This window comes from Oceanipulchritudo coccoides (assembly GCF_010500615.1).
Classification (GTDB): domain Bacteria; phylum Verrucomicrobiota; class Verrucomicrobiia; order Opitutales; family Oceanipulchritudinaceae; genus Oceanipulchritudo; species Oceanipulchritudo coccoides.
The window spans coordinates 1-2,014 of the sequence record NZ_JAAGNX010000004.1 but is presented as its reverse complement, the minus strand read 5'-3'; the positions used below and the strand labels follow the sequence as shown (position 1 = coordinate 2,014).

Annotated in this window: 4 protein-coding genes; all 4 read left to right on the top strand. The window is 61.0% G+C overall.

What is annotated here, in order from left to right; genetic code table 11:
- Positions 1–35 precede the first annotated feature (35 nt).
- Complete coding sequence (gene soxX / locus G0Q06_RS14160) at positions 36–512, top strand: sulfur oxidation c-type cytochrome SoxX (RefSeq protein WP_163967420.1); 477 nt, start codon at positions 36–38, stop codon at positions 510–512.
- Positions 513–567: 55 nt separating this feature from the next.
- Positions 568–984, top strand: a complete 417-nt coding sequence (gene soxY, locus G0Q06_RS14155) for a thiosulfate oxidation carrier protein SoxY (protein WP_163967418.1) — start codon at positions 568–570, stop codon at positions 982–984.
- 19 nt (positions 985–1,003) lie between these two features.
- Positions 1,004–1,333 (top strand): thiosulfate oxidation carrier complex protein SoxZ, encoded by a 330-nt coding sequence (soxZ, locus tag G0Q06_RS14150; protein WP_163967416.1) that lies wholly within the window; start codon positions 1,004–1,006, stop codon positions 1,331–1,333.
- Positions 1,334–1,355: 22 nt separating this feature from the next.
- On the top strand, positions 1,356–2,014 hold a 659-nt coding region (soxA, locus tag G0Q06_RS14145; protein ID WP_163967414.1), incomplete at its 3' end, for a sulfur oxidation c-type cytochrome SoxA.

The following is a 2,014-nucleotide window of genomic DNA, read 5'->3' as shown; positions in this document are numbered from 1 at the left end:
TATGCGTTAGGGAACATGGAGTGTTGGGAGGCGTCATGCGTCATTTTGTGATTGCGGGATCGTTTGTGTTTGCGTCTGTTTTTGGGGCGCATGGTGGAGAGGTTTCTCCGACGGAGGTTTCGTTTGAGGACGGTGCGATTGCGCAGTCTTTGTCTGGTGTTGCGGGTGATCCTGTTGCGGGCCGCGAGATTGTGGCCAACAAGAGCCTTGGCAATTGCGTGGCGTGCCACGCGGTGACGGATCTTGAGGATGTGCCGTTTCACGGCGAGATCGGGCCGATGCTGGATGGCGCGGGCGACCGGTGGTCTGAGGCGGAGCTTCGGGGGATTGTGGCGAATGCGAAGATCATGTTCGAGGACAGCATGATGCCGTCGTTTTACAAGACGGAGGGATTTATCCGTCCGGGCAATGCCTACACGGGCAAGGCGAAGGATCCTGAGACCTTTGGCCCTTTGCTGACGGCGCAGCAGATTGAGGATGTGGTCGCGTACCTGTCCACGCTGAAAGACTAATCACACAAGCACGCTGCCCGAAGGATGCGGGTGCTGGCGCAAGGAGATTTGACAGATGGAAGTCACAAGACGGAATGCAATGTTCATGGGGGCGGGGGCCTTGGCGGTCTTTGGTCTGCCGCTGCGGGCGACGACGGAAGACATTGAGGCGATCACGGCCTTTACGGGGGGTGCGGAGATGGCGGACAGCGGTGTGACGCTGACGGCGCCCGAGATTGCGGAGAATGGCAACACGGTACCGATTGAGGTCTCGGCGCCGGGTGCTGCGGCGGTCATGGTGCTTGCGCTTGGCAATCCGACCCCGAATGTTGCGACGTTCAACTTTGGTCCTCTGGCGGCGTCTCAGGCGGCGTCGACGCGGATCCGTCTGGCGGGAACGCAGGATGTTGTTGCGATTGCGCGGATGGCGGATGGCAGTTTTGCGAAGGCAACCAGCACGGTGAAAGTGACAATCGGCGGCTGCGGCGGCTAAGGGATAAGGAGAACAGACAATGGCAAAAGGTGTAAAACCCCGCGTGAAGGTGCCCAAGACGGCGGCGGCTGGCGATGCGGTGACGCTGAAGACGCTTATCAGTCACAAGATGGAGAGCGGCCAGCGCAAGGATGACGATGGCAATCCGATCCCGCGGTCGATCATCAACCGGTTTACCTGCGACTTTAACGGCGAGAACGTGATCGATGTGACGCTGGAGCCGGCGATCTCGACGAACCCGTTTTTTGAGTTTGAGGCGACGGTGCCCGAGGCGGGTGAGTTCAAGTTCACGTGGTATGACGACGACGGCTCGGTTTACGAGACGGCGAAGAAGATCGCGATCGGGTAAATCCGGCGCAGGGAGGGACAGCATGATACGATTGAAGCAAGCACTTGGGGTGGCCGCGGCCTTTGGCCTGAGTACGGGCACAGCCTTTGCGGAGCCGGCGGATGATACGCTGGTGCTGAATGAAGAGACGCAGATGGTGACGCGGACGTCGGCGCCGGCGCATCTGGACGGCGCGGTGGACGAGGTGATGTCGGGCTGGCTGTTCCGCGGGGTGGAAACCCGGGCGATGCAGGCGGATGACTTTGACAACCCCGGCATGATCTTTGTGGAGCAGGCCGAAGAGGTCTGGAACACGGCGGATGGCACGGAAGGCAAGTCCTGTGCGAGCTGCCATGAGGGTCCCGAGAGCATGGCCGGTGTGCGTCCTGTCTATCCGAAGTGGAATGCGGCCGCGGGCGAGGTGCGCACGCTTGAGATGCAGATCAACGATTGCCGCGAGAACCAGATGGGCGCGGAGAAGTGGAAGTACACCGGCGGCGACATGGTGAATATGACCGCGCTGATCTCGTCGGTGTCGCGGGGCATGCCGGTGAATGTGGCCATCGACGGTCCGGCACAATCGACGTGGGAGCAGGGCAAGGCGCTCTATTACACCCGCACGGGCCAGCTTGAGCTGTCCTGCGCGAACTGCCACGAGGACAACTACGGCAACATGATCCGGGCGGACCATCTGAGCCAGGG